32 protein-coding genes are annotated in these 24,366 nt (G+C 63.0%); 12 read left to right on the top strand and 20 right to left on the bottom strand.

What is annotated here, in order from left to right:
- Positions 1-245 (top strand): hypothetical protein (locus A3M7_RS50320; RefSeq protein WP_210164306.1); only part of this gene is annotated, 245 nt, incomplete at its 5' end.
- A gap of 344 nt (positions 246-589) precedes the next feature.
- Here A3M7_RS50320 and A3M7_RS0136550 read toward each other — a convergent pair.
- From A3M7_RS0136550 to A3M7_RS51440, 12 genes are all read right to left on the bottom strand, one after another.
- Positions 590-1,234 carry a hypothetical protein gene (locus A3M7_RS0136550; RefSeq protein ID WP_156937093.1) on the bottom strand — a complete coding sequence of 215 codons (645 nt, stop codon included), beginning with the start codon at positions 1,232-1,234 and terminating at the stop codon, positions 590-592.
- 72 nt (positions 1,235-1,306) lie between these two features.
- Entirely contained in the window at positions 1,307-1,738 is a 432-nt protein-coding gene (locus A3M7_RS0136545) for a hypothetical protein (protein WP_156937092.1), read from the bottom strand.
- A gap of 127 nt (positions 1,739-1,865) precedes the next feature.
- Complete coding sequence (locus tag A3M7_RS45545) at positions 1,866-2,156, bottom strand: hypothetical protein (RefSeq protein ID WP_049823926.1); 291 nt, start codon at positions 2,154-2,156, stop codon at positions 1,866-1,868.
- A 9-nt stretch (positions 2,157-2,165) separates the two neighbouring features.
- Positions 2,166-2,582 carry a hypothetical protein gene (locus A3M7_RS0136535; RefSeq protein WP_027548327.1) on the bottom strand — a complete coding sequence of 139 codons (417 nt, stop codon included), beginning with the start codon at positions 2,580-2,582 and terminating at the stop codon, positions 2,166-2,168.
- Positions 2,583-2,606: 24 nt separating this feature from the next.
- Positions 2,607-3,272: an SOS response-associated peptidase gene (locus tag A3M7_RS0136530; RefSeq protein WP_027548326.1), complete on the bottom strand. Its 666-nt coding sequence runs from the start codon at positions 3,270-3,272 to the stop codon at positions 2,607-2,609.
- Between the two features lie 137 nt (positions 3,273-3,409).
- Positions 3,410-3,961, bottom strand: coding sequence for a hypothetical protein (locus A3M7_RS0136525; protein WP_027548325.1), 552 nt, complete (start codon positions 3,959-3,961; stop codon positions 3,410-3,412).
- Positions 3,962-4,040: 79 nt separating this feature from the next.
- A complete protein-coding gene (locus A3M7_RS0136520) occupies positions 4,041-4,424 on the bottom strand; it encodes a hypothetical protein (RefSeq protein WP_156937091.1) in 384 nt (127 codons plus the stop codon).
- Between the two features lie 14 nt (positions 4,425-4,438).
- Positions 4,439-4,852 (bottom strand): hypothetical protein, encoded by a 414-nt coding sequence (locus A3M7_RS0136515; protein ID WP_027548323.1) that lies wholly within the window; start codon positions 4,850-4,852, stop codon positions 4,439-4,441.
- A 246-nt stretch (positions 4,853-5,098) separates the two neighbouring features.
- Entirely contained in the window at positions 5,099-5,539 is a 441-nt protein-coding gene (locus tag A3M7_RS45540; RefSeq protein ID WP_049823925.1) for a DUF4440 domain-containing protein, read from the bottom strand.
- A gap of 65 nt (positions 5,540-5,604) precedes the next feature.
- Positions 5,605-6,324, bottom strand: a complete 720-nt coding sequence (locus A3M7_RS45535; protein ID WP_049823923.1) for a helix-turn-helix domain-containing protein — start codon at positions 6,322-6,324, stop codon at positions 5,605-5,607.
- 15 nt (positions 6,325-6,339) lie between these two features.
- The gene (locus A3M7_RS0136500) at positions 6,340-6,687 is read right to left on the bottom strand and encodes a hypothetical protein (RefSeq protein WP_156937090.1); all 348 of its coding nucleotides are present in this window, start codon (positions 6,685-6,687) and stop codon (positions 6,340-6,342) included.
- Between the two features lie 35 nt (positions 6,688-6,722).
- Positions 6,723-7,112: a hypothetical protein gene (locus A3M7_RS51440; RefSeq protein ID WP_371090249.1), complete on the bottom strand. Its 390-nt coding sequence runs from the start codon at positions 7,110-7,112 to the stop codon at positions 6,723-6,725.
- Between the two features lie 578 nt (positions 7,113-7,690).
- Between A3M7_RS51440 and A3M7_RS0136490 the strand changes: the two genes are divergently transcribed.
- The gene (locus A3M7_RS0136490; protein WP_156937089.1) at positions 7,691-8,095 is read left to right on the top strand and encodes a hypothetical protein; all 405 of its coding nucleotides are present in this window, start codon (positions 7,691-7,693) and stop codon (positions 8,093-8,095) included.
- A gap of 513 nt (positions 8,096-8,608) precedes the next feature.
- On the opposite strand, the gene A3M7_RS0136485 is transcribed toward A3M7_RS0136490, so the two are convergent.
- From A3M7_RS0136485 to A3M7_RS0136475, 3 genes are all read right to left on the bottom strand, one after another.
- A complete protein-coding gene (locus A3M7_RS0136485; RefSeq protein WP_049823920.1) occupies positions 8,609-10,015 on the bottom strand; it encodes a site-specific integrase in 1,407 nt (468 codons plus the stop codon).
- Between the two features lie 769 nt (positions 10,016-10,784).
- Complete coding sequence (locus A3M7_RS0136480) at positions 10,785-11,627, bottom strand: MoxR family ATPase (RefSeq protein ID WP_027548318.1); 843 nt, start codon at positions 11,625-11,627, stop codon at positions 10,785-10,787.
- A 96-nt stretch (positions 11,628-11,723) separates the two neighbouring features.
- A complete protein-coding gene (locus A3M7_RS0136475) occupies positions 11,724-11,969 on the bottom strand; it encodes a GlsB/YeaQ/YmgE family stress response membrane protein (protein WP_027548317.1) in 246 nt (81 codons plus the stop codon).
- Positions 11,970-12,092: 123 nt separating this feature from the next.
- Between A3M7_RS0136475 and A3M7_RS0136470 the strand changes: the two genes are divergently transcribed.
- The 3 genes from A3M7_RS0136470 (at position 12,093) to sseA (ending at position 14,813) form a co-directional block, all read left to right on the top strand.
- A complete protein-coding gene (locus A3M7_RS0136470) occupies positions 12,093-13,268 on the top strand; it encodes a VWA domain-containing protein (RefSeq protein ID WP_027548316.1) in 1,176 nt (391 codons plus the stop codon).
- Positions 13,269-13,399: 131 nt separating this feature from the next.
- Entirely contained in the window at positions 13,400-13,813 is a 414-nt protein-coding gene (locus tag A3M7_RS0136465; RefSeq protein WP_027548315.1) for a rhodanese-like domain-containing protein, read from the top strand.
- 142 nt (positions 13,814-13,955) lie between these two features.
- Complete coding sequence (sseA, locus tag A3M7_RS0136460) at positions 13,956-14,813, top strand: 3-mercaptopyruvate sulfurtransferase (RefSeq protein ID WP_027548314.1); 858 nt, start codon at positions 13,956-13,958, stop codon at positions 14,811-14,813.
- Between the two features lie 2 nt (positions 14,814-14,815).
- On the opposite strand, the gene A3M7_RS0136455 is transcribed toward sseA, so the two are convergent.
- Complete coding sequence (locus A3M7_RS0136455; protein WP_027548313.1) at positions 14,816-15,631, bottom strand: hypothetical protein; 816 nt, start codon at positions 15,629-15,631, stop codon at positions 14,816-14,818.
- Positions 15,632-15,950: 319 nt separating this feature from the next.
- Here A3M7_RS0136455 and A3M7_RS0136450 point away from each other — a divergent pair, with 319 nt between their 5' ends.
- Entirely contained in the window at positions 15,951-17,147 is a 1,197-nt protein-coding gene (locus A3M7_RS0136450) for a L,D-transpeptidase (RefSeq protein WP_049823928.1), read from the top strand.
- Positions 17,148-17,204: 57 nt separating this feature from the next.
- Here A3M7_RS0136450 and A3M7_RS0136445 read toward each other — a convergent pair whose 3' ends face one another.
- Together A3M7_RS0136445 and A3M7_RS0136440 are read right to left on the bottom strand one after the other, a co-directional pair.
- Positions 17,205-18,167 (bottom strand): D-2-hydroxyacid dehydrogenase family protein, encoded by a 963-nt coding sequence (locus tag A3M7_RS0136445; protein WP_027548311.1) that lies wholly within the window; start codon positions 18,165-18,167, stop codon positions 17,205-17,207.
- Positions 18,168-18,303: 136 nt separating this feature from the next.
- Positions 18,304-18,519 (bottom strand): hypothetical protein, encoded by a 216-nt coding sequence (locus tag A3M7_RS0136440; protein WP_027548310.1) that lies wholly within the window; start codon positions 18,517-18,519, stop codon positions 18,304-18,306.
- A 236-nt stretch (positions 18,520-18,755) separates the two neighbouring features.
- On the opposite strand from A3M7_RS0136440, the gene ettA reads away from it, so the two are divergent.
- Positions 18,756-20,405 (top strand): energy-dependent translational throttle protein EttA, encoded by a 1,650-nt coding sequence (gene ettA, locus A3M7_RS0136435; RefSeq protein ID WP_027548309.1) that lies wholly within the window; start codon positions 18,756-18,758, stop codon positions 20,403-20,405.
- A 7-nt stretch (positions 20,406-20,412) separates the two neighbouring features.
- Entirely contained in the window at positions 20,413-21,639 is a 1,227-nt protein-coding gene (locus A3M7_RS0136430) for a lytic murein transglycosylase (protein WP_027548308.1), read from the top strand.
- 80 nt (positions 21,640-21,719) lie between these two features.
- Here A3M7_RS0136430 and A3M7_RS0136425 read toward each other — a convergent pair whose 3' ends face one another.
- Positions 21,720-21,998 (bottom strand): hypothetical protein, encoded by a 279-nt coding sequence (locus tag A3M7_RS0136425; protein WP_027548307.1) that lies wholly within the window; start codon positions 21,996-21,998, stop codon positions 21,720-21,722.
- Between the two features lie 208 nt (positions 21,999-22,206).
- Positions 22,207-22,542: a hypothetical protein gene (locus A3M7_RS0136420; protein WP_027548306.1), complete on the bottom strand. Its 336-nt coding sequence runs from the start codon at positions 22,540-22,542 to the stop codon at positions 22,207-22,209.
- A gap of 135 nt (positions 22,543-22,677) precedes the next feature.
- On the opposite strand from A3M7_RS0136420, the gene A3M7_RS0136415 reads away from it, so the two are divergent.
- From A3M7_RS0136415 to A3M7_RS50315, 4 genes are all read left to right on the top strand, one after another.
- Positions 22,678-22,983 carry a hypothetical protein gene (locus A3M7_RS0136415; RefSeq protein WP_049823927.1) on the top strand — a complete coding sequence of 102 codons (306 nt, stop codon included), beginning with the start codon at positions 22,678-22,680 and terminating at the stop codon, positions 22,981-22,983.
- Positions 22,984-23,144: 161 nt separating this feature from the next.
- Positions 23,145-23,417 (top strand): bacterioferritin-associated ferredoxin, encoded by a 273-nt coding sequence (locus tag A3M7_RS0136410; protein WP_014492873.1) that lies wholly within the window; start codon positions 23,145-23,147, stop codon positions 23,415-23,417.
- Between the two features lie 132 nt (positions 23,418-23,549).
- Positions 23,550-24,038 (top strand): bacterioferritin, encoded by a 489-nt coding sequence (bfr, locus tag A3M7_RS0136405; RefSeq protein WP_011089420.1) that lies wholly within the window; start codon positions 23,550-23,552, stop codon positions 24,036-24,038.
- Positions 24,039-24,107: 69 nt separating this feature from the next.
- The coding region (locus A3M7_RS50315) for a hypothetical protein (RefSeq protein WP_210164302.1) at positions 24,108-24,366 on the top strand (259 nt) is incomplete at its 3' end.

The following is a 24,366-nucleotide window of genomic DNA, read 5'->3' as shown; positions in this document are numbered from 1 at the left end:
AGCGCGACGCGCCGTTCGGCCATGGCCGGTCCGCATCCGAGCCAAACAGCAAAAATGATCAAAAGAAAACGAAGCGCGCCCATTTACAGCCCCAAATCAAACGTGAGCAGCGTATTCTCACCCTGCGGAAAGGCAAGCGGACGGTCTGTGAGGTTGGTCACAAGGGCGCTGGCAGTCCAATGTGCTCGGGATTGGCACATCGTCTAATGTCTGCACCGGGTCAAAATCCGAAAAGCTCGCTTTGAGCACAAAAGATCTGCAACGCTCACGGGAGCGGACTTCACATTCGGCTTCGTGGCATGGCCGCATAGGTCGTGTCGCTTCCGGTCAACGATCACGTCAGCAGCAGCGCCAACGCCACCATGACAGCGACCAGCGCGATGAAGATCAACGCCTGAGCGTTCGACATCCGCCACATCGCGGCACCGCGATTTGTACCGACTTGCATAAAACAAAACGCGAAATCATGAATTGCAAATATCTAGATAGCCCGCCGTCGCGCGTACCCGGCGCAGGCCCTCCCCAAAGGACCCTGATGGCCGAATGCGGAGCGACTGCCACCTGCACGGTGTCCACGCTCCATCGGTACTTATGCGGGCTTCTTGCTCCGCCACCAACGCTTCGATTTCTGCGCGGCGTAAGTGCGGTCGATAATCGGGCGACAACGCCGCTCAGTCTCTTCGACGAAGCCCTTTATGCGGACGTCCACGCGATCCACGCCTGGGTAATCCGCAAGGTATACCTCGGCCATGCCGTGCCAAACGTCACACTCCTTTCGCGTCCGCTGGTTATCGGCATCCGGCCCGACGAACGGGCGGAAGCAGAGATGTTGCGCTGAAACGACGACATGGGCGCGAGCCTCTCGGATCAGTTTGAAACTATCGGCTGCTGGCACACCAAACAGCGCCATGTATCTCGGACGTAACTTCGCCAGCCGCTCGAACATGCCCGCATTATCCTGCGCTCTCCTCAACGTCGCGTAGAATGGAGCACGGCTGCTCCATTCCGGCTCGCCTTCGCTATCCCGGCGCGGCATGTCTGCGTACTCCGACCCGGACGTTATCGGGTTGCGGATAATCTCGAAAACCTCTTGGCACTCATAGGCAAGCTCAAGAGCTTCGATGGCAATGTCAATTCGCTTTTCCTCGATCTTTTCCCGCTTCCACCGCTCGAAGGTTCGGAACCCGAAATTCGCAATACCAAGGGTGACGAAAAAGCCGATGATCGTAAGCAACGGCGTCCACCCAAACGCCCATGGATCAGTCATTCAGGCCCCACGACAGCGTCAGCATGTCAGGTGTGATCGTCATTTCTTCTTCAATCGCTCGTCAGCATCGCGCATCCGCATGATGGCGTCGCACGCTTCGGTGCTTCCTCTCTGCGCCACAAGGCACTGGTCATAGGCGCGCGTTCCACGCAGCGGGAACAGTTCATCGACTGATGGTAGAGCCGCTGGCGGACATGCCACTGCCTTCCAGCCGACCTTGCAGGACCATTCGTTGTAGGCAGCGAACCTCTGAGCCACCGCGCCGAGCGCGGCGACGACCGTCGCGGCGGCAACAATGACAGCGATCCAAAATTGTCCCACCGTCAGATCGAGTGGTCGCCGGATTTCGACGGGCTTGCCGTGCCAGTAAAGCTCACCCGTGGCGTCCACCCCCAGCGCACCGGCTTCGTCAATCGAGATAGACCTGATGCCCTTTGGCCACGCCGTTGGGTCGGGTGGTCGATGTGGCACGTTCTTAGCTCTTGCTCACGATCCGCCATTGAAGCTCCCCCCGGTGACGGCTGAGAGCGTAGCGGCAATTGCTCGCGCGGGATGCGGGTTGTTTCCCAGTATCCACAGCCGGGCTCGCCAGCGGCGATCACCGGATCAGCCGATAAGCCTTGGCCCGCTTCTGTCGTGGCGCCGGTGTCGGCTTCTCGCTGTGCCGGTTCAGCGCCCGCATCATCCCAATCCGCGCCATCATCTCAGGGCCGTCTCGCTCGGCAACGAGCAGCATGGTCTCCATCGCGGTTTGCCATTCATCGGCGTTGTGATCCGCCTTCGGCGGTTCGGTAATGTAGGTGGCGGCATCGCGCAGCGTCACGAGCTTGCGACCGTCCGGGAGAATGATCGGATCGAAGAACCGGCGGGACCAACCTTTGGCGTTCATCGGGCGCAGCTAAATGCTGTCGATATTGGCGAGCAGCCAGATTTTGAAAGCCACCATTTTGGGGGTCCAATCCTCCAACTTCGATGCAGCACGGGCGATCATGAATGCGGCCTCAGCAACCGAAATCCGCATTGCAGGTTGACCGCCATGCTTCAACCAATCGCGCTCTGTATTCAGTATTGAAATCCACTCCCTTTGGCTGAAGCGCTCCAGGGCCTTTGGGTGATGCTTCAGCCATCCGAACATGTGATGGCCGGAGCGCTCGATCATCCCCTCCGCGGCTCCAGCCAGCGTGAGCGCCACGTCGAAATCTCCGGCCTGCAGGGCATCTATGGCCGCATCAACTTGACGGGTGGCAGCCTTGTGCAAGGTCAAGAACAGCGACGCACCGAGGTCGATCTGGAGTGGGGTCTCAGGTAGCGTCATACAGCCATTCCCTCCAGACCGGCATCACGCCGCAGTCCGATCTTCCTTATCCGCGCCACGCAACACAATCTTGATCGCGTCATCCGGCAATGGTCGCTGCAACGCCTTCGCCTCGTCCCACGGCGCGCGCAGCCAAGCGTCGCGTTCCTCATCGGTGGTCAGGATCACCGGCATGGCCTTCGGGTGGATCGGCTCGACCACAGCGTTCGGGGATGTCGTGAGAAAGCCGTAGACCTGATGCGGCCCTGGCACCGGCTTCGACTTCGTGCCGCGATCACCGTTGAACGTCGTCCAGATGCCAGCGAAGGCGAACAGCGGCCGATCCTCGTTGAGTGCGAACCAGACCACGTCCTTTTTCTTCGTCTCCGGGTTCGGTTCCGGCGCGTACTCGGCGAAGCTGTTGGCCGGGACCAAGCACCGGCTCTCAGGCTTAGCGAGCCACTGCTGCCAATATCGCCAGCCCGCGCTCCGGATATTTGTCTGTGGTACAGGCGGCTTATCTGGCGGCGGCGGCATGCCCCAGCGCATCATGCTAAGCTCGCGGCCAGTATCGGTGTTACGGATCACTGGGGCCGGATAGTCGGGAAAGACGCCCGGCATCGGTGCGAGGTTGCCGACATAACGGTTGACGACGCGAAACAGCGCCGCGATGGCAGCTTGGTTGGTGGTGATGCTGTAGAGGTTGCACATAAGACGCGCCAATCACGTCGGTGGCTTAGAAGGGTCGGCGAGCGCAAGCTTGAGGAAGGCGTCAGCAAGATCGCGCCGATAAAGCCACTTCGCGCCCTCGTGCTGCCAATCGCTGGTGTCCCATCCATACGAGCCGGTCACAGTGCTGAAGCCGTCGGCAGGATCAACGCCCTGTGGGGGTCGGCTCGATCATACGTCGAGACATCGTCGTTGCCATCGACGTAAGGCACGGCGAACATTTGCAGAGGCCCTTCGAGTTTGCGTTCCTGCTGAAGCTCGAACTTTTCGAGGGGGACGCGGACCAGTTCCAGATCGTGCAAGAGCCGGTCGAGGTCTGGCGCGGGAAATACTCGCGCGATATTACCTTGCATTTTCCGCTGCTCGCGATCACGCAACGCTCGGACCACTGCGTACATTCCGCCGATGAAGGCCGCAGATAGCAATGCTAGATTGTTGGTGGCATGGAGATCGGCCTGGCCACTCGCAAGACGTTCTCGCTCGTCGTCCTCGAGTGCTCGCGACAGAACGTCGATGCGTCCCAAGTCCTGCACTTTCGCGAAAACCATCGTACCGATCATCGCGCTATCGACCCTGTACGACGCTGCGGTCCACTGATCAGCCAGCGACGGATAACTACCATTTGCCATCGCAAAGGCCGTTTGTAGGAGTTGAGAGACAGTCACGTGCATTGTTTACCGTTCCCCTGGCCACCACGTTGACGGCGGTCGCTCGCGCTGATCTTGGTTGCCACATCGGCGCAGACGGTGCCTATTGCTTAGTCGCGTCATCATAGACCTTCGCGCACGCCGCCGAACTTTGGCGTCCAAACGCGGAGCGCGTATAAATGCCGAGGATGGCAAGGGCCGCCGCTTGATAAGGCACATCGGGGTCTGCACCCATGATGAGCGAGATAGCTCCCATCGCGTCAGAAAAGCCAACACCGCGACATGTGCCAACGTAGGCGAAGCCCGCTGCGGCTCTTATTGCTAGCCCCGCCTCCTGCTTGTTGAGGCCATAGTGGGCAATGATCTGTTGGATCGGTCTGTCAACGGTCAGCGACCCATCGTCAGGAACGCTGACGGCTTCGGCTCTCACCATCATCGGTTGGACACACAGCAGGACGACGAGAGCGGCCTTGTTCAATCGTCTCATTGCTTCTCCCGAAATCATCGCTCCCCCGGCCACCACGTCGATGGCGGATCGCTCGCAGAAATCTTTGTCGGTCGCAGCGCCACCAGCGCGCTTCGCTTGTACGCATAGCCGCGCACCTGCGAGCAGTCCTTGCAGCGCATGTAGCGCTCCAGCTCGTGGACCGGCGTGCTCTTCGGTCGCCGCACGATGTCGAGTGCAACGGTCTGGTTGGTGTCGCAGCCAAGGCAGCGGACTTCGAGATAGCCGTAACCGGCATTGAGCGCGTCGCCCAGGGTCGGCGACGGCTGGGCCGGACCCTGAAAGCCGAGCATGCGCATGGTCCACGCCTCGCACGCCAGCCTGTCGGCTTTCTTGCGCGCTTCCGCAGCCGTTTCAGCTGCCGCCCTGACCGACGCGCCGTAGATGCTCTCGCGTGATCTGCTCCCCATGGTGAGAGGATCGCCGGGCGGCACGCGAGAGGCAAGCCGCTACAGCTTGCGGTGGATAACTTGGCGGGCACAACGGGAACGACAATGGAATGTCCACTTGTCCCCAGTAGCAACGCAAGAAGCAGACATGCCGGGAGAAACGGACGTGGTGCTGAACTCTCCCATCAGCCACGTCGATGCGAACTGGCTAACTCTATGTTGACCGGCACAACATTCTGGCGGATCGCGCTGCCGAACTTGCCCGTCTCATTCTTTAACAAAGATATGAGACTTTATCTTCCATTGTCCGTCGGGTTGGCGTTCAAGAAGTCTCACAGTGCTGCCGGAAATTGACGCTGCCTTCTCATTCGCCATGAACGTGGCAGTGAAATGGGACGTGGTATAGGCGTAGTTCCCGATGGGCAGCACATCCACCAGCTCAAGCTTGTGATTACTGACGCTTCTTCCCCGCCCAGCAAAGAAATCACGGATTGCGAGAGGGCCGGTGACGGGTTGCGCACCAGGCGGCATCAATCTGCCGTCAGGCGTATACAATGGTAATAGGGCATCGAAGTCTGCGTTGTTAATGGCGGCATCCCATTGGGCGTTCATCGATGTCACCTTATCTGCGAGCGGATCCGCCAATGCTTGACCGGCATGGTTGACGATCAGAATGAGGGCGAGGGAAACGGTTGAAATGCGGGTCATCTTTGCCTCCTTCAGCTGAGATGCTCAGCGCGTGAACGCATTCGCACCTACTACTGGGGGAAGCGCTAGTCCAAAAAGTGGACTGAAGAGGATGTTCTCAGCTGGTGAAGATTTGGCCCGACAAGCGCCTCCTCGGCATATTTGCTGTGTGGGAACCAAGCCGGCATGCTCTTCACAAGATGGTCAGGACCATCGATATCGATCTTGCCGAGCTGACACGCCCGTAGCAGCGGCGGGTCGCCTATGAAAATTTGCACAAGGGTCAGCAGGCTCGCATAGAGACTGATATCGACCTCGAAGCCAGGATCATCCCAGCAGAGATCGACTTCCTCCCTCTTCACAACAAACCACCAGCGCTTTTGCCGGGCGTCCGCAATCTCGATGTACAGCACAAAGTCGCATGGAATGTGCCGCAGATCGAACGAACGGCGCATATTCCACATGAGCCGGCCCGCGTGGAGTTCGTTGGGTGTGAGCTGGCTGCGCACCCACTTGTGGCCCCAATAGCCCATTGCATCGATAATTGGCCAAGCTTCCTTGGCTGCCTGGGTTGGATGGTACTCCCAATGCCCATTATCGCCTGATTGGCGTGAGATTAGCCCTGCCTTTTCTAGCGTTTGCAGGCGCTTGGTGAGGAGGGTCGGCGACATCTGTGGGATGCCGCGGCGAAGCTGGTTGAAGTGACTGGAACCTAGCAACAGTTCGCGGAGCACGAGCGGCGTCCACCGCTCCGTGAGAATTTCCGCAGCTTTGGCTACGGGGCAAAATGATCCATAGCCTGTCATGCGAGAACTTTAGCATCACGAGGGTTGGCAAGGTAGTCCAGTTTCTGGACTAATCGCGAGCGCGCGGCGTCGCTTCCGGTCGGTCGCCGCCAGCAGCAGCGCCAGCGCGACCATGACAGCCACCAGCACGACGAAGATCAGCGCCTGTGCGTTCGACATCCGCCACATCGCGCACCTGTCGCGTGAATGAGCGAGAACCTGCCGGGCTTCCTTCAAGCGCACCTGGGTAAAAGCGGCGGCCGCCGCCGCTTTCCCTTCTTGCCTCGTCCCGGCTTCTCCTGCTCCGGGTACTGCAAGCGCGACGACGACAAACGAGCGCAACCGCGAGCGATGCAACGCCCGATCTGGGACTGACATCGGCATTGTCAGTCCTACTTCGCTGTGCCTGCTTGTGGGCATCAGCCAGCCGTTGCCATACGCGCCTCCACAAACTTCGGCCGCACGTCCGCGCCGCGCTTGCCGCAGGCGACGCAAACGAAGTCCGGTTCGATGTCGGAGAGCCGCACATGATCGGGCCAGCAATCCGCGTTGAATGTTATGCGGTGGCTGCATTCGCGGTCGCGGCAATAGACCAGCACGTCACGGGTGCCGATCTCGCGCATTTCGCCGAAGGTGATCTTCTCTCGGTAGGTCGTCATGGTCAGCGCCAGAACAGCATGATGACGATCAGGATCACGGGCGCGATCCCAAGCATGCCCACCCAAAATTTGAACCCCAGGTCTTGCATCCGGCTCAGCGTAGCGTTTCGTTGCGGGTGAGCCAGACGGAACTGCACGCGCCAGCCACATGAGGCCTATGCGCATTCGGGAAAACTATGCAATTCCGTTTTTATCCGGGTCAAATATGCTGAAAGGGTGCCGTCGCGCGTATCTGGCACCCTTTGCGCGCCCCAAAGTAACTTGACGACCCGGGGGCTCTCCCCGTGCGCGCCTCAGGTCGCGACCGTGTCAGCATCGAGCGCACACCGCGTCAACTCGACCATCGCCAGCGCGCATCACCTCGCGACAGCAACAGCGACGGCATCACGGCGCACAGGCGCGGCACCATCGCTGTCACCATCACCACGCGACGGCAGAGCGGAAGTGACCCGAGGCGGGCAGCGACATCCGCTTCTCGACCCCACCCGGAAGTTGCATCCAAGACCCTGACGTGGAAGGTTGCTGAAAGCGGGAATGCCGAGCTCCGCTCCACGTACACGGCTACGGCAAGTGCGGTAAGGAGGGGGCGCGCGATGAGGCACGGTATCATCCGGATGGGCGCGATTGTCGCCTTGTGCAGTTTGACGGCATCACATGCGGAAGACGCGAGACAGAGCGATCCTGTCGTCGTTACGAAGTCGTTCTTGGGAGCTTGGGCTGGAAGTAGCGTGGACGAACTTATGGGCTTCATGGCGAACGATGCGGTCATTGTGGGCAGCATCGGCGCGAGGGCTACCGGTGAAGCGTCATTGCGCCAAGTACTGGGTCGTCTTAAGGGCCTGCAAAACCGCGATTACGAAGTGCGTTTGGATGGCGACGGGGTAACGTCTCACGGCAAGACCTATGGCTGGGCCCCTTACGTCGAACTGGGCGTAGAGCCCGGCGAATGGGACGGTTCGACCGTCGTCAAGGATGGACGGATCGCGTATTTCGAGTGGCACTACACACCGGAATTCAACGCGCAGCTTGAGCAGGCTTGTCTCCGCAAACCAGACTACATGATTGGGCCCTTGCAGTGTTCCGCTTTCGCAGCGCGAGCCAAGGCACACACGGAGAGCGCTCAGCGCAGATGACCCATCCTCTGATGCTCGGGTGTCGCACGTTGCGGACATGCCGACCTGCCCGAGTGATGTGCTTCCGGGGTAAGTCGGGTCGCGACCCAGGCGCGCTCGGCTCGCTCCCACGACGTTGAGCGACCCACGGGGAGCGAACCCGCGTGCTCTCCCAGACGATCCGGGGCGCGTCGTCAGCGCGAGGGCTGCCCCGTCGTGCATCGAGACATCGAGCCCCAGGGGGCGCACCAGCGCGCGTCCCTGCGACGCTGAGCGAGATCAGCGCTCGGAAAAGACAATTACAAAGGAGGGTTTAGACCGGCTGCAACTTAGGCCAGCAATAGCCCGAAGCGGGTAGTTATACACAGCTCGGGTGGCTCGTCGGATCGCGACACAAATGACGACACTCAAGATATATATCATTGAATTATCAAGGATTTTTGCTGCCTGACATTTCATGCGCAGGGGAATGCGAAGCCCGGTCACCGGAAGCCGAGACCGGGTTGAGAGTACGCTTGGCGGATAATGCGTCGGTCAGGCGGCGAGCCGCGGCCCATTCTGTTCCTGGACCTTCGCGGCAGGCTTACCGATGATGCGCCGCAGCTCGGCCGCAACACCATCCAACACCGCGCGCTTCTCCTTCATGCGTTTGCTGTGATTGTAGACTTTGCCGGTAACCGTCGGCACGCTCTGCTCGGATTTCTTGTTCGCGGCGTGATCGAGGCACTTCGCGATCCACGCATCGTCGAAGCCAAGATCGCCGGCCAGGGTCGCTGCCGTCCGGCGGAGATCGTGCGGTGTGAACGGCTTGAGGCTGAGCAGTTCGCAAAGCCCGGCGGTCTTGGTCTTGTCCTTGTTCGTCTCGTGCCTGGTGCCCCGCAGCGCGTCGGCCATTGCCTTCCGGTGGATCGGCTGGCCTTTGTACATCGGGCTCTCGAAAACATACTGCTGATCATCAGAGGCGAGCGCTTCCTTGATGATCTCGACCGCCAGATCAGACAACGGCTGCTGGATCACGCGCCGCTTCTTGACCCGCTTGAGCGGCACGTCGAAACGCGGATGCTCACCGTCCAGGTCGAACAGCTCGTCGCGGCGCGCACCGAGCAACTCGCGTGACCGCAGCATAGTGACCAACTCGAACTTAAGAGCGAGCCGCGTCCGGCGGTCATAGGGGAGGTCGTTGCGGTCTAGGCCATGCCAGAAGGTCCTGATCTCATCCTCTGACAGGACGCGTGTACGGGGATGCTCCGGATCGAGCTTCGGCAGGTTGACGCAGGGGCTGGCGGTCACATAGTCGCGCCCGGCTTCCGCCGCCCAGTTGAACAGGCCGGAGGCCGCCTTGCGCATGTGGCGCGCGTTGCTGACTGAGGGCTTGCCGAACTTGCCTGCGACGATGTCGTTCGACAGTGTCGCGATGTCGTGCTTGGTGACCTCCATGGCCAGCTTCTTGCCGAGGCGGGGGCGGATGAAGCGGTCGAGGTGGCTCGCGGTGCTTTCCCAGCTCTCCAGCCGGGGCCGCATCTCGCCGTCGGGCTTCTTAACCGGTGTCTTCATCCACGCGATGCGCTCGTCAATGATCTCGGCGACGGTCTTGCCGCGCCGGGCCTTGCTCGTCTTCTGGTCGCGGAAGGTCTGGGCGAGCGCCTCGCCGCCCATCCCCTTGAGCCCGTAGACCTTGCTGCGGGCGTCCTCGACCGTGAAAGTCTCGGGATTGTAGACGCCGAGCCAGCCAGTGCGCTGCTTGCCGGTCTGCTTATCGGTAAACTTGAAGGAGAAGGTCGCAACGCCCGCCGTCGTGATGCTGACGTACAGGCCGGGGCATTTGCGGTCATAAAACTTGGTCCGCTTGGCAACGCGCTTCTCGCACAGGCGGTCGGTCAGAATGACGCTGCTGTTGCGGCCCCGCTTGTCAGTGGGGGCGGGAGCAATGGTAGTATTCATGTGGTTTCGGCTCCTAAGGCTTGGGACCAAGGGGCTCGGCATTGGGGCTTTCAGTTTGTCGTGCGGACGCTGAAAGGCTTAGGGCCGGGCCCTTATTTTGGTGAAGCCCTCTGAAACAGCCCGCATCAAGGTAGCCAAAAGGCGCTTGTTTTAAAGGGTTTTCTTAGTTTCTGGGTGTTTCACCGAATGCCAAAATATAGACGTGTGGTCCTGGCCGTCGTTGCTACGGTCAAGCCTTCGCGAAGATGCGCGCGAGCCCAACCGGGCGGACGGCATCGTCAATTCGCGGGGCGAGGGAGGCCAGAGGGAAAGTTCGGCTCCCGGGAGAGCACGGCATAAGCCGTCCGACCATCGCGCAGGGAAGGCCGAGTGATTGGCTACACCTGTATGCTGCTGTGCGGTTCTTTTGCGCTACCTTTCGCGCAGCGGACCGCGGGTGCCAGTCGGCACCCGGCCTTCCCTGCGCCCTCTTTCTTTGGGGGCGAGGAATGAAGCAAAGCTCGGGCGAGATGAGCCGCGAGAATGCGAATGCTTGTCCGCAATTCAAAATGCGAGTCGGAGAGTGCAGCGCTCAAATGTCTCCCCAATGTAGTCCCGGCGAAGGCCGGGACCCATAACCACAGGGAGAGGTTTGACGAAGACTAGTCGTCCGGTACGCCGACTGTCCGTAATCGATAGATCACGCGGTATGGGTCCTGGCTTTCGCCAGGACGACACCGGAGCATATGGCCAATTGCTTCACTCACAACCAAGAGCGAGCTGCGTCCGCCTACACTTCCCGTCGGCTCAAGAACGCCAGCCGCTCGAACAAATGCACGTCCTGCTCGTTCTTGAGCAGCGCGCCGTGCAGCGGCGGGATCAGCTTGCGGGGGTCGCGCTCGCGCAGTTGCTCGACGCTCATGTCCTCGTTGAGCAGCAGCTTCAGCCAGTCGAGCAGCTCGGAGGTCGAGGGCTTCTTCTTCAGGCCGGGCACCTCGCGCACCTCGAAGAAGATGCGCAGCGCCTCTTCGACGAGGCGCTTCTTGATGCCGGGGAAGTGGACGTCGACGATCCGGGCCATCGTGTCGGCGTCGGGGAACTTGATGTAGTGGAAGAAGCAGCGGCGCAGGAAGGCGTCCGGCAGCTCCTTCTCGTTGTTGGAGGTGATCATCATGATCGGGCGCTGCTTGGCCTTGATCGTCTCGCCGGTCTCGTAGACATGGAATTCCATGCGGTCGAGCTCGAGCAAGAGGTCGTTGGGGAATTCGATGTCGGCCTTGTCGATCTCATCGATCAGCAGCACCGGCCGCTGTTCGGCGGTGAAGGCGTCCCACAGCTTGCCGCGCTTGATGTAGTTCCTGATGTCGGACACCCTGGCATCGCCGAGCTGGCTGTCGCGCAGGCGCGACACCGCGTCGTATTCGTAGAGGCCCTGCTGCGCCTTGGTGGTGGACTTGATGTGCCAAGTCAGAAGCGGCGCGTTCAGCGCCTTCGCCACTTCCTCGGCCAGCACCGTCTTGCCGGTGCCGGGCTCGCCCTTGATGAGGAGCGGGCGCTCCAGCACGATCGAGGCATTGACGGCGACCTTGAGATCGTCGGTCGCAACATAGTCCTTGGTGCCGGTAAATTTCATTGCGCGTCCTTGAATGATCGTCGGCGCGAGGCGCTAAGCCCCGTCGCGACAACGGAACGGCCGCTCATGGCGGCCGTTCCTGGTTCGGTCAGGCTTTCAGACCCGTTTTATCAGCGAAAGGATGACGAGCACAATCACCGCGCCGATCGTGGCGTCCACGATCGCGCCGACGGTGCCGGTCGCGAGCTGGATGTGCAGCTGGGGCAGCACCCAGCCCGCCACCAGTGCGCCGATGATGCCGACGACGATGTTGCCGATCAGCCCAAATCCCGCCCCGTGGACAATCTTGCCGGCAAGCCAGCCGGCGATCGCGCCGATGATGAGTGCTGCGAGAATTCCCATTGCAAACGTCCCCAAAACAACCCCGTGAGGTGGTCAATTCTAGAGCAAAAAGCCTCCCGGTCCAGCGCCCGGCCGCGGCCTCCGCCCCTTGACGTTCGTCCCCCGACGGGCAATCTGTCACCCATGTTCCTGCAATTCTTCACTTCTCTGCGCGACGCGCAGGTCCCCGTGACGCTGCGCGAATACCTCACGCTGATGGAGGCGCTCGACGCTGACCTTGCGGACTACACGGTCGAGAACTTCTACTACCTGTCGCGCGCCTCGCTGGTGAAGGACGAGCGCAACCTCGACAAGTTCGACCGCGTCTTCGGCACCGTGTTCAAGGGCCTGGAGAGCCTGCTCGAGGCCATGGACAAGGCCGAGATCCCCGAGGAGTGGCTGAAGAAGCTCGCCGAGAAATACCTCACCGAGGAAGAGAAGAAGCAGATCGAGGCCATGGGCTGGGACAAGCTCATGGAGACCCTGAAGAAGCGCCTCGAGGAGCAGAAGGGGCGGCACCAGGGCGGCTCGAAGTGGATCGGCACGGCCGGCACCTCGCCGTTCGGCGCCTATGGCTACAATCCCGAAGGCGTCCGCATCGGCCAGGAGAAGAACCGCAACAACCGTGCCGTGAAGGTGTGGGACAAGCGCGAGTTCAAGGATCTCGACGGCAATGTCGAGCTCGGCATCCGCAACATCAAGGTGGCGCTGCGGCGCCTGCGCAAGTTCGCGCGCACCGGCGCGCCTGACGAGCTCGATCTCGACACCACCATCCGCGAGACCGCCAATCACGGCTATCTCGACGTGCACATGCGGCCCGAGCGGCGCAATGCGGTGAAGCTGCTGGTGTTCTTCGACATCGGCGGCTCGATGGACGCGCATATCGAGCAGGTCGAGGAGCTGTTCTCGGCGGCGAAGAGCGAGTTCAAGCACATGGAGTATTTCTACTTCCACAACTGCCTCTATGAGGGCGTGTGGAAGCAGAACAAGCGCCGCTTCACCGACCGCACGCCGACCTGGGACGTGCTGCACAAATACCCGCACGACTACAAGGTCGTGTTCGTCGGCGACGCCTCGATGTCGCCTTACGAGATCATGGTGCCGGGCGGCTCGGTCGAGCACGTCAACGAGGAGCCAGGCTCGGTCTGGCTCGACCGCATCATCCGCACCTATCCGCATTCGGTGTGGCTGAATCCGGTCGCGCAGAAGCACTGGGACTATTCGGAATCCACCACCATCATCAAACGCATCTTCGCCAACCGGATGTACCCGATCACCATCGAAGGTCTCGAAGGTGCGATGAAGGAATTGACGCACTGACTCTCGCCGTCGTCATTCCGGGGCGATGCGAAGCATCGAGCTCGGAATCCATCGGGCCGCAGCGTTAGTGAGAAATGGGTTCCGGGCTCGCGCTACGCGCGCCCCGGAATGACAACAAGAGGGAGAACCACATGCCCCAGACCATCACCCGCGGCATCAAGGCGCTGGTCGACGAGGCCAATGCCGAGATCGAGACGCTCACCGCCAAGGACGCCATCGAAATCTCGAAGAACGGCGATGTCGTCATCGTCGACATCCGCGACCCCCGCGAGATCGAGCGCGACGGCCGCATCCCCGGCGCGTTTGCCTGCACCCGCGGCATGCTGGAATTCTGGATCGATCCGCAGAGCCCGTATGCAAAACCGGTGTTCCAGGAAGACAAGAAGTTCGTCTTCCACTGCGCCGGTGGCCTGCGTTCCGCGCTCGCGGCCAAGACCGCGCAGGACATGGGCCTCAAGCCCGTCGCCCACATCGCCGGCGGCTACGCCGCCTGGCGCGACGCCGGCGGCCCGACGGAGCAGTGGGAGCCGAAGAAGAAGGGGTGAGGGGTGCTTCGCGCTCTCATCCGTCATTCCGGGGCGCGACAAAGTCGCGAGCCCGGAATCCATTCATCCACCAACGCTGCGGCCCAATGGATTCCGGGTTCGCGCTGCGCGCGCCCCGGAATGACGAAAAGGAAATGCACTGATGACCACCCCCACCGACCCCCTCGTCTCCACCGAATGGCTCGCCGACCATATCAACGACGCCAACGTCAGGGTGCTTGACGCCAGCTTCAAGCTGCCGGGCGTCTTGCCGCTGCCGAAGGACGACTATCTCGCTGCGCATCTGCCCGGCGCGGTGTTCTTCGACGTCGATGCGGTGTCGGACCATTCCAACCCGTTGCCGCACATGTATCCGAGCGCCGAGCAGTTCGGTCGTGACGTCGGCAATCTCGGCATCTCCAACGCCGACACCGTCGTCCTGTACGACGCCGGCGGCTGGGTTGCGGCGCCGCGCGCATGGTGGATGTTCCTGGCTTTCGGCCACGGCAATGTGCGCATTCTCAATGGCGGCCTGAAGAAATGGCGCGCCGAGGGGCGCACCGTCGAGAGCGGCGAGGTGAAGCCGAAGCCTGCGACGTTCAAGGCGAGCTACGACGCCAAGCGCGTGCGCAGCATGCAGCAACTCGTCGCCAATTTGGAAAGCGGCAAAGAGCAGGTCATCGACGCGCGCGCCGCCGACCGTTTCGAGGGCCGCGCGCCGGAGCCGCGGCCGGGCATCCGCTCCGGCCACATCCCCGGCGCCCGCAACGTGCCCTACAATCTCCTGTTCAATGCCGCGACCGGAACGATGAAGCCGCTCGACGATCTGCGTGCCGCCTTCACCGGCGCCGGCGTCAAGCTCGATGCGCCGATCGTGACGAGCTGCGGCTCCGGCGTGTCGGCCGGCGTGCTGACGCTCGCGCTCTATCGCTTGGGGATCGCCGACACCGCGCTCTATGACGGCTCATGGTCGGAATGGGGTCAGGCCGGCGGCCCGCCGGTCGCGACCGGGCCTGCGTGAACTTACTGGCGCGGGCGCGTGGTTGTCGTCGCGAAGGTCTGCAGCGGTCGCCCGAACGGATCAAGCGACTGCTGCAGCTGCTGAGGCGGCGGGCGCCGCACGACGCGGTGCCGCTTCTTCGCCTTCGCCCGCGGCTTGGTCGCCTTGCTGTCCGGGGCGCTGCCGTCCGCCTTGGCCTTGGCCGGCGGATCCTTCCAGGCCGTCGTCGCTGGGTCGTTCAGCGCGGCAATCTTGGCCGCGGCGACATCGAGCGCCGAGGATGCCAGGGCCGGGCTGGGGTCAGCCGGTGCCGGCGCGCTGGCGATCGGGGCAGGCTTGGCCTCGGGGATCGATGCCGTGGTGTCGGCCGGGGTGAGCGTGTCAGTGGGGGCTGGTGCCGTGCCTTCCGTCGTCGTCTCGGCCTTGGCCGGTTCGGCGGCCGAGGTATCGGCCGAAGGTGCAACGACCTGGGGCTGAGCGTCAGCCTCGCTCGTCACCGCCGCGACCTGCTCGGGCTCGCTCGCCGGCAGGGCGATGGTCGGCACCTGGTCGCGCAGCGACGGCGCGGTGGGCTCGGCCGGCTCCGGCTCTGTGCGCAAGGCCGCGAGCACCGGCTGGGCCGGCTCGGACGCCTGCGCAAACACCTGCTCCTGCGGGCCGTTCCGCCAGGAGGGGTTGCTGACATACTGCTCGTGGCTCGCGCGCAGCAGCGCAGCGGCGCCCAGGCCGAACACCAGGATGGAAGTTGACAGCAGGATCGCGGCAAGCAGGAAGCGAAAGCCGGGAAGCATCGAGGGATTGCGAATTTCCGCCCCGGCGGCGAGGTGGCCAGGGCCCATGAGCCATCTGAACGCGGTGACGGTACTGGTTGCCGCATTCGCCACGCGGAATCGGAGCTCGAAGCGGCGGCGAATCAGGCTGATTCGAACATATCGCAACGCCTCCGCGCCGTTCCCTTAAAATCGGGGCGATGACTCCGGCAATCCACGGCGCAACGCGATTTCCGCCCCCGTGATGCAACGGAGCAACGGTAGTCCTGCCGATCACAAATCGGCAAATCCGGCGCAAATGAGCCTGCAATGTCTTGAATGTGCCGCTATTTTCGGTCATCTGGCCGTTAGCGGTCCGATAGGGCTTGGGGACTATACAAGAGCGATGATGATCAAACATTTTCTGACGATATGCGCTGCCGCAACAGTCGCTGCGGCGGGAACTTCGCTCGCACAGGCCCAGAGCTATCCGGTTCAGCAGGCGCCGAGCTATGGCGCTCCGGCCGAATACCGCCCCGGCGACCGCACGCCGAATTTCGACGCGCTGGAAGATGACGACGACGGGCTGCCGCAGGCATCGCTGCCGCCGCCCGGCCCGGGCGGTCCGATGTCGCCCAACGATCCCCGCTATGGCCGCCCCGCTGGTCCTCCGGTGTATTCGGCCGCCCCGCCGCAGGGACCGGTGATGTCGCCGGATGATCCCCGTTATGGCCGTCCAGCCGGCGCTCCCGTCTACTCGGCTGCGCCGCCGCAGGGTCCGGTGATGTCGCCCGACGATCCCCGCTATGGCCGCCCCGCCGGCCCGCCCGCGGTGATCTATGCCGACCGTCCGGCGCAGGCGCCTGGCAGCGATGGCCTGCGTCCGCCGGAGGCCGTCGGTGGCCCGGCCGCGACCGGAGCGGTCTCGCAGCAGCCCGCCCTTGGTGCCGATGGCCGGCCGATGTCGATCGCTTCGCTGCCGCCCGAGGAGCAGCCCGACGCCGCCCCGGCGCAATTGCCGCAGAACCTGCGCCGTCAGGAAGTCTCGCTGGCGACGAAGGAGCCGGCCGGAACGCTCATCGTCGATACCCCGAACACCTACCTCTATTACGTGCTCGGCAATGGCCGTGCGATCCGCTACGGCGTTCGCGTCGGCCGCGACGGCTTCACCTGGACCGGCGTGCAGAAGATCACCCGCAAGGCCGAGTGGCCGGATTGGCATCCGCCGACCGAGATGATCGAGCGCCAGCCCTACCTGCCGCGCTTCATGGCCGGCGGCCCGGGCAATCCGCTCGGCGCCCGCGCTATGTATCTCGGCTCGACCGTCTACCGTATCCACGGCACCAACCAGCCCTCGACGATCGGCAAGTTCGTCTCATCCGGCTGCATCGGCATGCTGAACGAGGACGTCTCCGACCTGTTCGACCGGGTCAAGGTCGGCACCCGCGTGGTGGTGATGCCGGGCGGTCCGGCGCCGGGTACGGCGACTGCCTCGGCCGCGCCGACGCCCGGTGCGCCGGCTCCAATGTCTGCCCAGGCCGGCCCCGTCCCGGGGACGCAGCCGACCGTGGTGCCGCCGCTGCCTGCGCCGGTCACCGTGCGCTAGGCGCTTCGAGACAAATCAGATTGCGAAGGGCGTGCCGTCGGCGCGCCCTTCTTCGTTTCAGGCCAGCTTCCGCGGCAGCTCGCCGCCTCGGGTCCAGGCGTCGATCGCCTCGACCATCTGGTCATAGTGGATACGCAATCCGTCCTCGGTCGCGTAGCCGAGATGCGGCGTCAGCACGAGGTTGTCGAGCTTGCGGAAGGGATGGTCGACCGGCAGCGGCTCGACCGAGAACACATCCAAGCCGGCGCCGGCGATCTTCCTCTGCTGCAGGGCCTCCAGCAGCGCCGCCTCGTCCACGATCGGCCCGCGCGCGGTGTTGACGAGGAAGGCCGTCGGCTTCATCCGCGCGAGGTCCGCAGCGCTGACCAGTCCGCGTGAGCGGTCGCTCAGCACCACATGGATGGTGACGATGTCGGCCTTGGCGAACAGCTCCTCCTTGGTGGCGTAGCCGACGCCGGCCGCCTTGCACTTCTCCGGCGTGAGGTTCGGGCTCCAGGCGATCACGTTCATGCCGAATGCTTTCGCAATGCCCGCCATCTTGCTGCCGAGCTTGCCGAGCCCGACGACACCGAGCGTCAGCCCCTCGATCTCGACACCGGCAAAGGTCTGCCAGGGCTCGCCCGCATGCATGCGCGCGTTTTCCCGGCCGATGCCGCGGGTCAGTTCGAGGATCAGGCCCATCGTCAGCGGCGCGGTCGGATCGCGGGAGTATTGCGTGCCGCCGATGGCAACGCCTTGCGCCTTCGCAGCCTCCATGTCGATCGAGGCGTTGCGCATGCCGGACGTCAGCAGCAGCTTCAGCTTCGGCAGCGTTTCGAACAGGCTCTTGGGGAACGCCGTGCGCTCGCGCATCGCGCAGACGATCTCGAAATCGGCCAGCGCGCTGGCCGCGGCCTGCTCCGAGGCAAAGGGATGGCTGAATACGGTGACGTCGACGCGGTCGGACAGTTTTTGCCAATCAGCGACGTCGAGGGCGAGGTTGAAATAGTCGTCGAGAATTGCACAGCGCAGCCGCGTCATCAGCGTTCATCCATGGCGAGAGATGACGGCGCCAGGCGGGGAGCGCCATCGTCGGAACCTGGCCATGGTTGCGCGCAATCACGCCCGCGCGCAAGAAGCTGACGTGTTCAAAAATCCGATAGGAGAGAGAAGGGGTTCAGAGGTCGCGGGGCTTGAGGCGGAACGGCGTATCCATGCCGTGCTTGGCGCGCCAGGCGGGGCCGGGACCACGCATGTAGTGCAGCTCGGGCCGGTAGGGGTTGAAGGCGGTGGCGAAGAAGCGCTTCCAGAAGCCCTTGATCTCCGTGACGAGTCCGGAAGCGTTACCGGCTCGTGCCGGAACGGCGATGGAAGTGGTCTCGATCAGAGCCATGACGCGGCCTCGCTGTTCTCCCCGCCGCTTCTGCCGCGGGTGGCGTCTTTTTCGGCGCCATGACGAGCTTTGGCCCACTTTATTAAAAAATGGTTTCAATTGTCCGGATCGGCGGCCGGATGGTGTCCAATCCGTATTCATCCGTGGTGAACGGAGGGAAAACGTTGCCCTTTGGGGGCGGGATCGTTACATCGGCGGCAAGCAAATTTCCTCAAATCGAAGGTTTCACGGGACCGATGGCGCGCCAGTTCATCTATTTCATGCAGGGCCTGACCAAGAGCTACCCGACCCGGAAGGTGCTCGATAACATTCATCTGTCGTTCTACCCGGACGCCAAGATCGGTGTGCTCGGCGTCAACGGCTCGGGCAAGTCGACGCTGCTCAAGATCATGGCCGGCCTCGACAAGGAGTATAACGGCGAGGCCTGGGTCGCCCAGGGCGCCCGCGTCGGCTATCTCGAGCAGGAACCGCATCTCGACCCGACGCTCTCGGCGCGCGAGAACGTCATGCTGGGTGTCGCCAAGCAGAAGGCCATCCTCGATCGCTACAACGAGCTGGCGATGAACTATTCGGAAGAAACCGCCGACGAGATGACCAAGCTGCAGGACGAGATCGAGGCCCAGGGCCTCTGGGATCTCGACAGCAAGGTCGACCAGGCGATGGACGCGCTACGCTGCCCGCCCGACGATGCCGATGTGACAAAACTCTCGGGCGGTGAGCGCCGCCGCGTCGCGCTGTGCAAACTGCTGCTCGACCAGCCTGACTTGTTGCTGCTCGACGAACCGACCAACCATCTCGACGCCGAGTCGGTGTCGTGGCTCGAAGGTCATCTGCGCAACTATCCTGGCGCGATCCTGATCGTCACCCACGACCGCTACTTCCTCGACAACGTCACGAGCTGGATTCTCGAGCTCGACCGCGGCAAGGGCATTCCCTACGAGGGCAACTACTCGTCCTGGCTGGTGCAGAAGCAGAAGCGGCTCGAGCAGGAAGGCCGCGAGGACGCCGCGCATCAGAAGACGATCGCGCGCGAGCAGGAATGGGTCGCGTCCTCGCCGAAGGCGCGCCAGGCCAAGTCAAAGGCGCGCTATCAACGCTACGAGGAGCTGCTCAAGCAGGCGAGCGAGAAGCAGACCCAGACCGCGCAGATCATCATCCCCGTCGCCGAGCGGCTCGGTGCCAACGTCGTCGACTTCGAAGGCCTCAGCAAAGGCTATGGCGATCGCCTCTTGATCGACGATCTCACCTTCAAGCTGCCGCCCGGCGGCATCGTGGGCGTGATCGGCGCCAACGGCGCCGGCAAGACCACGCTGTTCAAGATGATCACCAAGCAGGAAACGCCGGACAACGGCACCATCACGGTCGGCGAGACCGTGCATCTCGGCTATGTCGACCAGTCGCGCGACGCGCTCGACGGCAGCAAGAACGTGTGGGAGGAGATCTCCGGCGGCAACGAGCTGATCCTGCTCGGCAAGAAGGAAGTGAACTCGCGCGGCTATTGCTCGTCGTTCAACTTCAAGGGTGCCGACCAGCAGAAGAAGGTCGGTGCACTCTCGGGCGGTGAACGCAACCGCGTGCATCTCGCCAAGATGCTGAAGTCCGGCGCCAACGTCCTGCTGCTCGACGAACCGACCAACGATCTCGACGTCGACACGCTGCGCGCGCTCGAAGAGGCGCTGGAAGATTTTGCCGGCTGCGCCGTCATCATCAGCCATGACCGCTGGTTCCTCGACCGCATCGCGACGCACATCCTGGCCTTCGAAGGCGACAGCCATGTCGAATGGTTCGAAGGCAACTTCCAGGACTACGAGAAGGACAAGATGCGCCGGCTCGGCCAGGACAGCGTCATTCCGCACCGCGTGAAGTACAAGAAGCTGACGCGGTGATGTCGGCATGATGCGGCGGGCGCTCATCGCTGCGGTGATCGTCGTCACCTGCGGCTGGTCGTCCGCCCGCGCCGCCGACGCTGCCTTCACGCAGTTCATCGCCTCGCTCTGGCCGGAGGCGCAGGCGGCCGGCGTGTCGCGCGCGACGTTCGATGAGCAGACGCGCGGGCTCGAGCCGGATTACAAGCTGCCGGACCTGATCCTGCCGGGCCGGCCCGCGACCGGCGCGCCGTCGCAGGCCGAGTTCGTGCAGGTGCCGGCCGACTACGTCAGGGACGCCTCGATCGCGCGCCTTGCAGGCGAGGGGCAGCGGCTCTTGCAAAAATATCGTCCCGCGCTGACCGAGATCGAGAAGAGCTCGGGCGTGCCTGCGACCGTCATGCTGGCGATCTGGGGACGCGAGACCGACTACGGCCGCTACACGCTGCCTTACGATCTCGTCCGCGTGCTGGCGACGCAGGCCTATGTCGGCCGCCGCAAGGACACCTATCGCAACGAGTTCATCCTCTCGCTGAAGATCCTGGGCGATGGCGTGGTGACGCGCAAGGACATGCGCTCGTCCTGGGCCGGCGCCACCGGGCTCACGCAATTCCTGCCGTCGGAGTATTACAACCACGGCGTCGACTTCGATCGCGACGGCCGCATCGACATCTGGCATTCGGTGCCGGATGCGCTGGCCTCCGCCGCGCAGCAGCTCGTCAACAAGGGTTGGCAGAGCGGCGTGCGCTGGGCCTACGAGGTGCAGGCGCCGGCCAAGGTCGATTGCACCACCGGCGTGCCGGAGGTGACGAAGCCGATCAGCCAGTGGCTGCGGGAAGGCTTCGTGCCGGTGCGTGGACAAAAGCTCAGCACCGCGGAGCAGGCGCAGCCGGCCTCGTTGCTACAGCCGGAGGGAATCTACGGCCCGTCATTCCTGACCACGAAGAACTATTTCGTCATCAAGGAATACAATTTCTCCGACCTGTACGTGCTGTTCGTCGGTCATCTCAGCGACCGCATGACGAGCCCGCTGCCCTTCGCAACGCCGTGGTCGGCCTCGAAGCAATTGCGCACCAAGGACGTCGAGACCATGCAGCGCGGGCTCACGCGCGTCGGGCTCTACAAGGACAAGATCGACGGCAAGGCCGGCATGCAGACGCGCGCTGCGCTCGGCGCCTACCAGAAGTCGGCGGGCCTCAAGGTCGATTGCTGGCCGAGCGAAGAGGTGCTGCGTTCGATCCAGGCGGCGCGATAGCGCGGGACCAAAAGAAAAAGCCCGGCCGATGGTCTCGGCCGGGCTTCGATCGCAGCGCTGATGAGCGCCGTGCGATCAGATCAGTAGCAAACGCGAACCGGGCGGATGACCCAGCCGTAACCGTCCCAGTAACGCTGGCGCTGCCAGTAGCAGGGCGGGGGCGGCGGTTCGGCCACGTAGACGGGGCCGCCATAGGCCGGACGGCTCGACGCGATCGCACCGCCGACGATGGCGCCGCCGATCAGGCCGGCAGCGATGCCCGCGCCGACGCCGTCACCGGCTTTGGCGGGCGGAGTGGCGGTCACCAGCGAACCGGCGACCGTCGCAACCGTGAGGGCGGCAACTAAAGTCTTCTTCATGCTCTTGGCTCTCCTGAGAGATGGACGTCCCTTGTTAGAAGCGTCCGGGGTTCAAAGGTTCACGCACACTCTGATGGTATTGGCCTTGCAGCTAGGAAGCGCGCAAATGGTCAATCCACGGTAAACGTACGCAGAGCTGTGACGAGAAAAAGCGGTCTTTTTCGGGCCCCGAGATGAACGGCGCGTCCGTAGTGAACCGGTTGGCGCCTCAGCCACAGACCCTGACGCGGCGGACGCGCCAGGCATAGCCGTCCCAGAAGCGCTGCCTCTGCCAGGCGCAGCCGCCGTAATAGTCGTCGGCGACATAACCCGGACTCGGCGCGTAGTAGCGGGGCGGGTAGTAACCAGGTTCATAACCCGGACCATAGGCATAGCCCGGCCCCGGTCCGTAATAATACGGAGAGGCGAGCGCGCCACCGACAATGGCGCCGCCGATGATCCCGGCCGCCACGCCGGCAGCGACGCCGCGCTGGGCATGGGCCGGCGTCCCGGCCGTCAGGGCCACAGCGGCGAGGGCAGCGACTGCCAGGAGGGACTTCTTCATTGGGTTTGACCTTTCGCACAAACACGCGGGAACTATTTGGGAGACAAAGTTCCATACTTCGTTTGAATGATCAATGAACGGCACCTTGGCCGGGTGCGACGAATTGGTATGGACCGCAGCTCCGCCAGGGAGGCGATGATGGGCAACGCGCTGATCAATGCATTGATTGCTGCCGGGGTCGTCTTTGCGATCGGCTACGGCTGGATCACCCACCTCCAGAACCGCGGCCAGCGCCGCTCCCGCGCAGGGGCCGGCAGCGATGGCGGCAGTGGGGGCGGAGACAGCTATTCGGGGACGAGCGACGGCTTCTCGCTGGGGAGCTGGTTTTCGGGCGACAGCTCGGGGAACTCGACCGATGGCGGCAGCTGTTCCAGCAGCGATAGCGGCGGGGGCGGGGATTGTGGAGGCGGCGACGGTGGGGGAGGCGGTGGCGGCGACTAGGTCCGCCGCAATCTTGATCCAGCGCAACACCCTATTTTAGAGCCGTTCTAGGCTGTTTGCGGGCCAGTTTGGAATAGCTTCAAATACCGGTTTTTCCTTTTGCATCCGGCCGGCCCCTTAAATATCGATGATGGCGCATCACCGAAGGGCCTGCCGCTTCCATGATCGTTTGTTCCTGTAACGTGCTGAGCGATGACGACATCCGCGCTGCTGTCGCCGAGTCCGACGACGCCGTGCGCCATGCCAAGCAGGTCTATGGCTGCCTCGGCTGTAGCGCCGAGTGCGGCCGCTGCGCGCGGACGATCAAGACCATCATCGACGAAGCGCTTGGCCCCTGCGCCAAGTCCTGCTGCTCCGGCTGCCCGCACAGCCACACCGTGGCCGCCAATGACGAAACGGCCGAGCTCACCCAGTTCGCGCTCGCGGCCTGCTGAAATCTTCCGCAACCTCGGCTGAGCTTTTCCCCGGCTGCGGCTCCGTAGCCGGTTGCTCCCGTGCGTAAACTCATTTAGAAGCGTTCTAAATTCGGTTTAGACCGATTTGGACTGCAAGAGCTGGAGTGAACCATGCAGGGCGACGCAAAAGTCATCGACTACCTCAACAAGGCACTGCGTCACGAGCTGACTGCGATCAACCAGTACTGGCTGCACTACCGCTTCCTCGACAATTGGGGCCTGCTGGACATGGCCAAGGTCTGGCGCAAGGAATCCATCGAGGAGATGGAGCACGCCGACAAGCTCACCGCGCGCATCCTGTTCTTCGACGGCTTCCCGAACATGCAGGTGCTCGATCCCCTGCGCATCGGCCAGAACGTCAAGGAGATCATCGAGTGCGACCTCGCCGCCGAGATGAGCGCGCGGGCACTCTATCAGGAAGCGGCGACCTACTGCCACGGCGTCAAGGACTACGTCACGCGCGACCTGTTCGAGAAGCTGATGAGCGACGAGGAGCACCACATCGACTTCCTCGAAACCCAGCTCGACCTGATCGGCCGCATCGGTCTCGAGCTCTACACCCAGAAGCACGTCGGCGGGCTCGAGGGCGAGGGGCATTAGTTCGCGCGTGTAGCGCCACACACTCTGCTGTCGTCCCGGCGAAGGCCGGGAGGTGGATTCACACTCGAAGTGCAACAGTTGAGAGGAGAAGGCCTCTGCCGGGGTTCTGAAGTCAAGGCATTTGCGCGGGGTGTTGTTGTAGGTGGCAACGGACTGGCGGAAGCGCTTGGTTGGGAGCTTTTCGAGGTCGGTCTTTCGGGGGATGAAGCGGCGCAAGCGGCCGATGGCGTTCTCGATGCCGCCCTTTTGCCACGGCGCGTGGGGGTCGCAGAAGAAGGTCTTCATCAAGAGGCTCTGCAAGGAAAGGTGGGCGGCGAACTCGGTGCCG

The organism is Bradyrhizobium sp. WSM2254, from assembly GCF_000472645.1.
Taxonomy (GTDB): Bacteria; Pseudomonadota; Alphaproteobacteria; order Rhizobiales; family Xanthobacteraceae; genus Bradyrhizobium; species Bradyrhizobium niftali.
This window is presented reverse-complemented; position numbering and strand designations above follow the sequence as displayed.

Coding starts and splice junctions, on each gene's coding strand:
- A3M7_RS0136410 (WP_014492873.1), top strand. CDS start 23,145: ATGATCGTTTGTTCCTGTAACGTGCTGAGCGATGACGACATCCGCGCT.
- A3M7_RS45545 (WP_049823926.1), bottom strand. CDS start 2,156: ATGAACGCCAAAGGTTGGTCCCGCCGGTTCTTCGATCCGATCATTCTC.
- A3M7_RS0136415 (WP_049823927.1), top strand. CDS start 22,678: ATGATGGGCAACGCGCTGATCAATGCATTGATTGCTGCCGGGGTCGTC.
- A3M7_RS0136515 (WP_027548323.1), bottom strand. CDS start 4,852: ATGGGGAGCAGATCACGCGAGAGCATCTACGGCGCGTCGGTCAGGGCG.
- A3M7_RS0136440 (WP_027548310.1), bottom strand. CDS start 18,519: ATGGCTCTGATCGAGACCACTTCCATCGCCGTTCCGGCACGAGCCGGT.
- A3M7_RS0136465 (WP_027548315.1), top strand. CDS start 13,400: ATGCCCCAGACCATCACCCGCGGCATCAAGGCGCTGGTCGACGAGGCC.
- A3M7_RS45540 (WP_049823925.1), bottom strand. CDS start 5,539: ATGACCCGCATTTCAACCGTTTCCCTCGCCCTCATTCTGATCGTCAAC.
- ettA (WP_027548309.1), top strand. CDS start 18,756: ATGGCGCGCCAGTTCATCTATTTCATGCAGGGCCTGACCAAGAGCTAC.
- A3M7_RS0136525 (WP_027548325.1), bottom strand. CDS start 3,961: ATGCACGTGACTGTCTCTCAACTCCTACAAACGGCCTTTGCGATGGCA.
- A3M7_RS0136425 (WP_027548307.1), bottom strand. CDS start 21,998: ATGAAGAAGACTTTAGTTGCCGCCCTCACGGTTGCGACGGTCGCCGGT.
- bfr (WP_011089420.1), top strand. CDS start 23,550: ATGCAGGGCGACGCAAAAGTCATCGACTACCTCAACAAGGCACTGCGT.
- A3M7_RS0136430 (WP_027548308.1), top strand. CDS start 20,413: ATGATGCGGCGGGCGCTCATCGCTGCGGTGATCGTCGTCACCTGCGGC.
- A3M7_RS0136455 (WP_027548313.1), bottom strand. CDS start 15,631: ATGGGCCCTGGCCACCTCGCCGCCGGGGCGGAAATTCGCAATCCCTCG.
- A3M7_RS0136535 (WP_027548327.1), bottom strand. CDS start 2,582: ATGACGCTACCTGAGACCCCACTCCAGATCGACCTCGGTGCGTCGCTG.
- A3M7_RS0136450 (WP_049823928.1), top strand. CDS start 15,951: ATGATCAAACATTTTCTGACGATATGCGCTGCCGCAACAGTCGCTGCG.
- A3M7_RS51440 (WP_371090249.1), bottom strand. CDS start 7,112: ATGTGGCTGGCGCGTGCAGTTCCGTCTGGCTCACCCGCAACGAAACGC.
- A3M7_RS0136485 (WP_049823920.1), bottom strand. CDS start 10,015: ATGAATACTACCATTGCTCCCGCCCCCACTGACAAGCGGGGCCGCAAC.
- A3M7_RS0136520 (WP_156937091.1), bottom strand. CDS start 4,424: ATGAGACGATTGAACAAGGCCGCTCTCGTCGTCCTGCTGTGTGTCCAA.
- A3M7_RS0136480 (WP_027548318.1), bottom strand. CDS start 11,627: ATGAAATTTACCGGCACCAAGGACTATGTTGCGACCGACGATCTCAAG.
- A3M7_RS0136470 (WP_027548316.1), top strand. CDS start 12,093: ATGTTCCTGCAATTCTTCACTTCTCTGCGCGACGCGCAGGTCCCCGTG.
- A3M7_RS0136445 (WP_027548311.1), bottom strand. CDS start 18,167: ATGACGCGGCTGCGCTGTGCAATTCTCGACGACTATTTCAACCTCGCC.
- A3M7_RS0136475 (WP_027548317.1), bottom strand. CDS start 11,969: ATGGGAATTCTCGCAGCACTCATCATCGGCGCGATCGCCGGCTGGCTT.
- A3M7_RS45535 (WP_049823923.1), bottom strand. CDS start 6,324: ATGACAGGCTATGGATCATTTTGCCCCGTAGCCAAAGCTGCGGAAATT.
- A3M7_RS0136500 (WP_156937090.1), bottom strand. CDS start 6,687: ATGCCGATGTCAGTCCCAGATCGGGCGTTGCATCGCTCGCGGTTGCGC.
- A3M7_RS0136420 (WP_027548306.1), bottom strand. CDS start 22,542: ATGAAGAAGTCCCTCCTGGCAGTCGCTGCCCTCGCCGCTGTGGCCCTG.
- A3M7_RS0136530 (WP_027548326.1), bottom strand. CDS start 3,272: ATGTGCAACCTCTACAGCATCACCACCAACCAAGCTGCCATCGCGGCG.
- sseA (WP_027548314.1), top strand. CDS start 13,956: ATGACCACCCCCACCGACCCCCTCGTCTCCACCGAATGGCTCGCCGAC.